This window comes from Peptoniphilus sp. SGI.035 (assembly GCF_050315115.1).
In the GTDB taxonomy this organism is placed as follows: Bacteria; Bacillota; Clostridia; order Tissierellales; family Peptoniphilaceae; genus Peptoniphilus_A.
Genome location: NZ_JBNPOJ010000021.1, coordinates 21,604 through 28,005 on the forward strand (window position 1 = coordinate 21,604; position 6,402 = coordinate 28,005).

The 6,402-nt window shown below is 33.8% G+C and carries 7 protein-coding genes; 6 read left to right on the top strand and 1 reads right to left on the bottom strand.

The window, feature by feature from the left end; translation table 11 throughout:
• The first annotated feature begins 10 nt into the window (after nucleotides 1-10).
• The 6 genes from ACQRC6_RS08585 (at nucleotide 11) to gloB (ending at nucleotide 5,031) form a co-directional block, all read left to right on the top strand.
• The gene (locus ACQRC6_RS08585) at nucleotides 11-958 is read left to right on the top strand and encodes a DNA-directed RNA polymerase subunit alpha (protein ID WP_293557366.1); all 948 of its coding nucleotides are present in this window, start codon (nucleotides 11-13) and stop codon (nucleotides 956-958) included.
• A 10-nt stretch (nucleotides 959-968) separates the two neighbouring features.
• Entirely contained in the window at nucleotides 969-1,310 is a 342-nt protein-coding gene (rplQ, locus tag ACQRC6_RS08590; RefSeq protein WP_075660090.1) for a 50S ribosomal protein L17, read from the top strand.
• 42 nt (nucleotides 1,311-1,352) lie between these two features.
• Nucleotides 1,353-1,880: a methylated-DNA--[protein]-cysteine S-methyltransferase gene (locus ACQRC6_RS08595; RefSeq protein WP_427848551.1), complete on the top strand. Its 528-nt coding sequence runs from the start codon at nucleotides 1,353-1,355 to the stop codon at nucleotides 1,878-1,880.
• Between the two features lie 145 nt (nucleotides 1,881-2,025).
• On the top strand, nucleotides 2,026-2,307 hold the full coding sequence (locus ACQRC6_RS08600) for a co-chaperone GroES (protein WP_075660092.1): 282 nt from the start codon (nucleotides 2,026-2,028) through the stop codon (nucleotides 2,305-2,307).
• Nucleotides 2,308-2,318: 11 nt separating this feature from the next.
• Nucleotides 2,319-3,941, top strand: a complete 1,623-nt coding sequence (gene groL, locus ACQRC6_RS08605) for a chaperonin GroEL (protein WP_427848552.1) — start codon at nucleotides 2,319-2,321, stop codon at nucleotides 3,939-3,941.
• A gap of 400 nt (nucleotides 3,942-4,341) precedes the next feature.
• The gene (gene gloB / locus ACQRC6_RS08610) at nucleotides 4,342-5,031 is read left to right on the top strand and encodes a hydroxyacylglutathione hydrolase (protein WP_427848553.1); all 690 of its coding nucleotides are present in this window, start codon (nucleotides 4,342-4,344) and stop codon (nucleotides 5,029-5,031) included.
• Between the two features lie 63 nt (nucleotides 5,032-5,094).
• Here gloB and ACQRC6_RS08615 read toward each other — a convergent pair.
• Nucleotides 5,095-6,402, bottom strand: a 1,308-nt coding sequence (locus ACQRC6_RS08615) for a sodium-dependent transporter (RefSeq protein ID WP_427848554.1), incomplete at its 5' end; no start/stop codon positions are given.

A 6,402-nucleotide genomic window follows, 5' to 3' on the forward strand; every position in this document is an offset into this window, starting at 1 on the left:
GAGGGTACCCATGATTGAAATTGAAAAACCTAGAATTAGTATTGAAGAATTAGATGAGTCAGGTTTATATGGCAAATTCGTCGTTGAACCTCTAGAAGCTGGATTTGGTATCACTATTGGAAATTCCTTAAGAAGAGTGTTACTTTCCTCTCTACCAGGCGCAGCAGTTTCTTTTATAAACATACGCGGCGTTGAACATGAATTTGATACAATTCCAGGAGTATTGGAAGATGTACCTGAAATAGTTTTAAACATTAAATCTATAGTTTTAAAGATGACTGAAGATGAGCCTGTAAAACTTATTATAGAAAAAAAGGGCAAAGGAGAAATTAAAGCCTCTGACATTGAGCTTCAACCTCAGGTAACTGTTATTAATCCAGATCAACATATAGCTACGCTAAATGAGGATGCTGATTTTTATCTTGAAATGATGGTCGAAAAGGGAAGAGGATATGAACCTTCTGAGCTTAAAAAGGATGAAATAACTGAAATTGGAATTATTCCAATGGATTCTAACTTCACTCCTGTGGAAAAAGTAAACTGGAAAGTTGAAAACACTAGAGTTGGACAAAGAACTGATTATGATAGATTAATCCTTGAAGTTACAACAGATGGCTCTATGAAAGCTGACGAAGCTACATCCCTTGCAGCAAAAATCTTGACAGAACATCTTGAACTCTTCATTGGCCTAAAAGAACATGTCAGTGAAATAAATTTGATGGTTGAAAAAGAAGAGGATCAAAAAGAAAAAGTTCTCGAAATGACAGTTGAGGAATTAGATTTATCTGTTAGATCATTTAACTGTTTAAAGAGAGCTGGAATAAACAGCGTTGAGGAATTGACTAATAAAACTGAAAGTGAAATGATGAAAGTTAGAAATCTAGGTAGAAAATCTCTACTAGAGGTAACTGAAAAGCTTGAAGAATTAGGACTAAGCCTCAAACCTGAAGAAGAATAAGGAGGACATTATGGCAAAAAACAGAAAACTTGGCCGTAATTCAAGTCATAGACGTGCAATGCTTAGAAACCTTGTTACTTCTCTTTTAAGGGAAGGTAGAATTAAAACTACTCATACTAGAGCTAAGGAAGTTCAAAGAATTGCAGATCGCATGATTACACTTGGAAAAAGAGGCGACCTTCACGCAAGAAGACAAGCTTTAGCATATATTTATTCAGAAGATGTTGTTACAAAATTATTTGAAGAATATTCTGAAAAATATGCAGATAGAAATGGTGGATACACTAGAGTATTGAAGATGGGTCCAAGACGTGGAGACGGTGCAGAAATTTCAATTATAGAATTAGTATAAGGAAATCCAATGGGATTTCCTTTTTTACATTTTGGAGGGCTTATGCTTTATAAAAAAATTTACAACTCTCCGCTTGGAAAAATTTATTTAATCTTTGATGAAGAATTTTTACTTGGATTATATTTTGAAAATCAAAAATATTTTGGAGATGCTATAAAGGGAGAAGAAACAGAAAATTTTGATTCAAAAAATGGAGAACTTTCAAATAAAAATTTAGAAGTTACAGAAAAGTGGCTTGATATATATTTTAGTGGTGAAGAGCCAAAATTTATGCCATGCATAAAACTTATTGGAACAGAATTTAGAAGAGATGTGTGGAAAATTTTATTAGAGATACCCTATGGAGAAACTACTACATATAAAGCTATCTCAGAGAAATTAATAGAGAGCGGAAAGTATAAGAGAATGTCGGCGCAAGGGGTTGGCGGTGCAGTTGGGCACAACCCAATATCAATAATAGTACCTTGTCATAGAGTGGTGGGAGTCGATGGCAGTCTAACAGGCTATGCTGGAGGGCTTTCGAGAAAAAAGAGATTACTTCAAAATGAAGGTTTCAAGTTTAAAAAATAGATTTGGAAATAAAAGCTTGCTTATAAAAAGTGAAGCTTTTATTTTTTTATTTTGCACTCAACCCTTGAAAAATTTTTGCCAATGTATTATTATATATATTAGCAGAAGGCGTTGCCGAGTGCTAATAAAAAGGAGGTAAATATAGATGAAACTTAGACCACTTGACGATAAGATCGTCATCAAGAAAATTGAAAAAGAAGAAACAACTGCTTCAGGCATAGTACTTCCTTCTTCAGCTAAAGAGGAATCAAATATTGCAGAGGTTATTGCAATAGGAAATAAACTAGATACAGACGAAGATATGAAGGGACTTGTCAAAGTAGGAGATAAAGTTATTTTTTCAAAATACGCAGGAAATGACATTGAACTTGACAAGGAAAAATATACAATAATAAAGTTCCAAGATATCTTGGCAGTAATTGAATAAGGAGTGATAAAATGGCAAAGGAAATTAAATTTTCAGAAGATGCTAGAAAAGGCTTAATTAAAGGAATAAATACTCTTGCAGATACAGTTAAAGTAACACTTGGACCTAAGGGTAGAAATGTAATTTTAGACAAAGAATACGGCACACCACTAATCACAAATGATGGTGTAACTATTGCAAGAGAAATTGAATGTGAAGATAAATTTGAAAACATGGGAGCACAACTTTTAAAGGAAGTTGCTACAAAGACTAATGACGTTGCTGGCGATGGAACTACTACAGCTACTCTTCTTGCTCAAGCAATTATTAGAGAAGGAATGAGAAACATTGCAGCAGGTGCAAATCCAATGGTTTTACAAAAGGGAATTGCAAAAGCGGTAGAAAGTGCTGTTGAAGAAATCAAAAACTTCTCAACTGAAGTTTCTTCAAAACAAGCTATTGAACAAGTTGCTTCAATTTCAGCTGCAAATGAACAAGTTGGCAAACTTATTTCTGAAGCAATGGAAAAAGTTGGAAATGATGGAGTAATCACTGTTGAAGAATCTAAATCAATGGGTACAAGCCTAGATGTAGTTGAAGGTATGCAATTTGATAGAGGATACCTTTCACCATATATGGTAACTGACTCTGACAAAATGGTTACAGAATTAGAAGACCCATATATTTTAATCACAGATAAGAAGATTTCAAATATTCAAGAAATTTTACCACTACTTGAACAAGTATTGCAAGCATCAAAACCACTTTTAATCATCGCAGATGACATTGATGGTGAAGCACTTGCAACTTTAGTAGTAAACTCACTAAGAGGAACACTAAGTGTTGTAGGAGTAAAGGCTCCTGGTTATGGCGATAGAAGAAAAGATATGCTACAAGACATTGCAATCTTAACTGGTGGACAAGTTGTATCCTCTGATTTAGGTCAAGACCTTAAAGATGCAACAATTGAAATGCTTGGATCTGCATCAAAGGTCAGAGTTGAAAAAGAACTCACAGTAATAGTAAATGGAGCTGGCGAAAAATCTGAACTTGAAAATAGAATTAGCCACATTAAAAACCAAATTGAAGAAACAGATTCAGAATTTGACAAAGAAAAATTACAAGAAAGACTTGCAAAACTTTCTGGTGGAGTTGCAGTAATCCAAGTAGGAGCAGCAACAGAAGTTGAATTGAAAGAAAGAAAACTAAGAATCGAAGATGCACTTGCAGCAACAAGAGCAGCAGTTGAAGAAGGTATAGTAGCTGGTGGTGGAACAGTATTAATTGACTCAATTGAAGCTGTTGCAAAAGTAGTTGATAAGTTAGAGGGCGACGAAAAAACTGGTGCAAATATCATCTTAAAAGCTTTAGAAGAACCATTAAGACAAATAGCAGAAAATGCAGGACTAGAAGGTTCAGTTATAGTAGAGCATGTAAAGAAAAAAGAAAAGGGCATAGGCTTCGATGCATATAGATCAGAATATGTAGACATGAAAAAAGCAGGAATAGTAGACCCAACTAAAGTAACAAGATCAGCATTACAAAATGCAGCAAGCGTAGCTTCAATGATTTTAACAACAGAAGCAGCAGTTGCAAACATAAAAGAAGAAAAACCTGCAATGCCAGCAATGAATCCAGGAATGGGAATGATGTAATAGTGGTATAATCGTGTTTTTTCGCGATTATATAGTTTTACTGGGAAAAGGACTAAGTAAATAAAAAATCTTATCCAGCGAAACTAGAATTGAAATTAGAAAATATTAGCATTTTCTAGAGATTTATTTAAACAGCCTCAAAAAAAGCAGTCTTGAGAGAGTCTGCTTTTTTTATGTTTTATGGCGAATAGCTTTAAAGCAAATTTTATAAAAGTTTATTAAAGGTTAAAGATTTAAGGGTTAAAAGAACATTACTAGAAAAGTCATATATTATAAATAACTACAAGATAAAGTTTTATAAGTATCTTTTATCTGTATTAATTATGAAATAAAATTAATTTTATTAACGCATATTTGTTTAAATAGAGACAATAAGAGTATGTATATTGTGAGGTGTTTTATGAATATTAATTATATCAAGGCTTTTGAGGACAATTATATTTGGACAATTGAAAAAGACGACAAAATCATTGTAGTTGATCCGGGAGATTCAGTTCCTGTTCTTAATTATTTAAAAAACAAAAAATTAGTTGCCATCCTTCTTACTCACAAGCACATGGATCATGTGGGAGGAGTTCAAGAACTTAAAAATAAATGCGGTGCAAAGGTCTATGGACCAGTTGAAACTAAAGAGTACAACGATGTTACTGTAAAAGAGGATGATGAATTTGAAGTCTTAGATGAAATTTTTAAAGTTATTTTAACTGCTGGCCATACAGAAGGACATATTTCCTATCTAATGGAAGATAATTTATTTTGCGGCGATGCACTTTTTCTTGCTGGATGTGGCAGAGTTTTCACAAAGGATTATAAAAAATCCTATGAGGGTCTTTTAAAATTAAAAAGTTTAGATGATGATACAAAAGTTTATCCTGCACACGAATATTCCCTTTCTAATTTAGAATTTGCAAAATCTGTGATTTCTAATGAGGATTTAGACAGAGAGTATGAGAGAGTAAAAAAATTAAGAGAAGAAAATAAAATCACCCTTCCTTCAACAATTGGCAAGGAGAAAAAAATAAATCCCTTTTTACTTGCAAGAAATTTAGAAGAATTTATAATTTTTAGAAATAAGAAAGATAATTTTTAAAGGATAAAAATAAAAGTGTTGGCAAAAGAAAAGCCAACACTTTTTAAGTGTAAAAATCAAATATCAACCAATTCCGCCGAGAATTGCTCCTGCTATTAGGGCAATTACTGCTGCTGTAACATATACATATTTAGCAAGGGGATAGTACCATCCACCAATCTCTTTATTAGAGCCTTGGTTAACTGCGGATAGTGCATAATCCTTTCCTGCAACCCATAAGAACATTATTCCTGCAAGAGATGCTCCTAGTGGGCAGATGTAAATGGAAACTACGTCCATCCAACCACCTACTATTGCTTGGATAAAGATTGCAACAAGACATCCGATTATATGAATAGTTGTAGTTGCAATTACTCTTGAGAAATGAAATTTTTCTTCCAAGTAAGCAACAGGTGTTTCGTAAAGATTTATTATTGAGCTTACGCCTGCGAAAAGTACGCAAATGTAGAAAATAATTCCAACAATTCTTCCAACAGCCATTCCGTTAAATACATTTACTAAGTAGATAAACATAAGACCAGGACCACCAGTGTCAAGGGGTGCATTTGCTGTTGCCATTGCTGGTATAATTACAAAGGCTGCCAAAAGTGCTGCAATAGTGTCAAATATTGCAACATTTCTTGCAGATGATGGTATACTTTCATTCTTAGGAAGGTAGGATCCATAAATTACAGTTCCATTTCCTGCAACTGATAGTGAGAAGAAGGCTTGCCCAAAGGCGTAAATCCAAACTTTTGGATCTTTTAATCCTTCAGGGTTTACTGTGAATATGTATTTATATCCATTTGATGCCCCATCAAGTTTAAAAATATAAATTGCAAGTCCAACAAATAAAATAAATAGCGTAGGCATCATAACTTTATTTGCCTTTTCAATTCCTCCAGATACTCCCATTACCATAATTGCAAAACTTGCGAGAATTGCTATTACAACCCAAATGTTTGCACCAAAGGAAGAGGCAGTTTGTCCAAAAGTTCCACCAATTACATCCATATCTTGACCCATTGCATAAAGTCCACCTGTTAGTGAAAGGAAAGTATATTTAAAAATCCAAGCCATTACACAAGTGTAACCTATTGCAAGTGCAAGAGAACCAACTACAGGGATAAGTCCAATAAGTTCTCCAATTTTTCTGTTTTTCCATCTAAGTTCTGTACATTTACCAAAAGCGCCTACTGGACCAGCTTCAGCTGATCTTCCAAGAGCCATTTCAGAAATTACTCCAGTAGAACCTATAAGCACAACAAATATTATGTAAGGAATTAAAAAAGTCATGCCACCATAAGTGGAAACCATTATAGAAAATCTCCATATATTACCCATACCAACTGCAGAGCCTATACAAGCAAGTATAAAACCCCATTTACTTTT

Excerpts from the sequence above, each read along its gene's own strand:
- ACQRC6_RS08585 (WP_293557366.1), top strand. The coding sequence starts at position 11 with ATGATTGAAATTGAAAAACCTAGAATTAGTATTGAAGAATTAGATGAG.
- rplQ (WP_075660090.1), top strand. The coding sequence starts at position 969 with ATGGCAAAAAACAGAAAACTTGGCCGTAATTCAAGTCATAGACGTGCA.
- ACQRC6_RS08595 (WP_427848551.1), top strand. The coding sequence starts at position 1,353 with ATGCTTTATAAAAAAATTTACAACTCTCCGCTTGGAAAAATTTATTTA.
- ACQRC6_RS08600 (WP_075660092.1), top strand. The coding sequence starts at position 2,026 with ATGAAACTTAGACCACTTGACGATAAGATCGTCATCAAGAAAATTGAA.
- groL (WP_427848552.1), top strand. The coding sequence starts at position 2,319 with ATGGCAAAGGAAATTAAATTTTCAGAAGATGCTAGAAAAGGCTTAATT.
- gloB (WP_427848553.1), top strand. The coding sequence starts at position 4,342 with ATGAATATTAATTATATCAAGGCTTTTGAGGACAATTATATTTGGACA.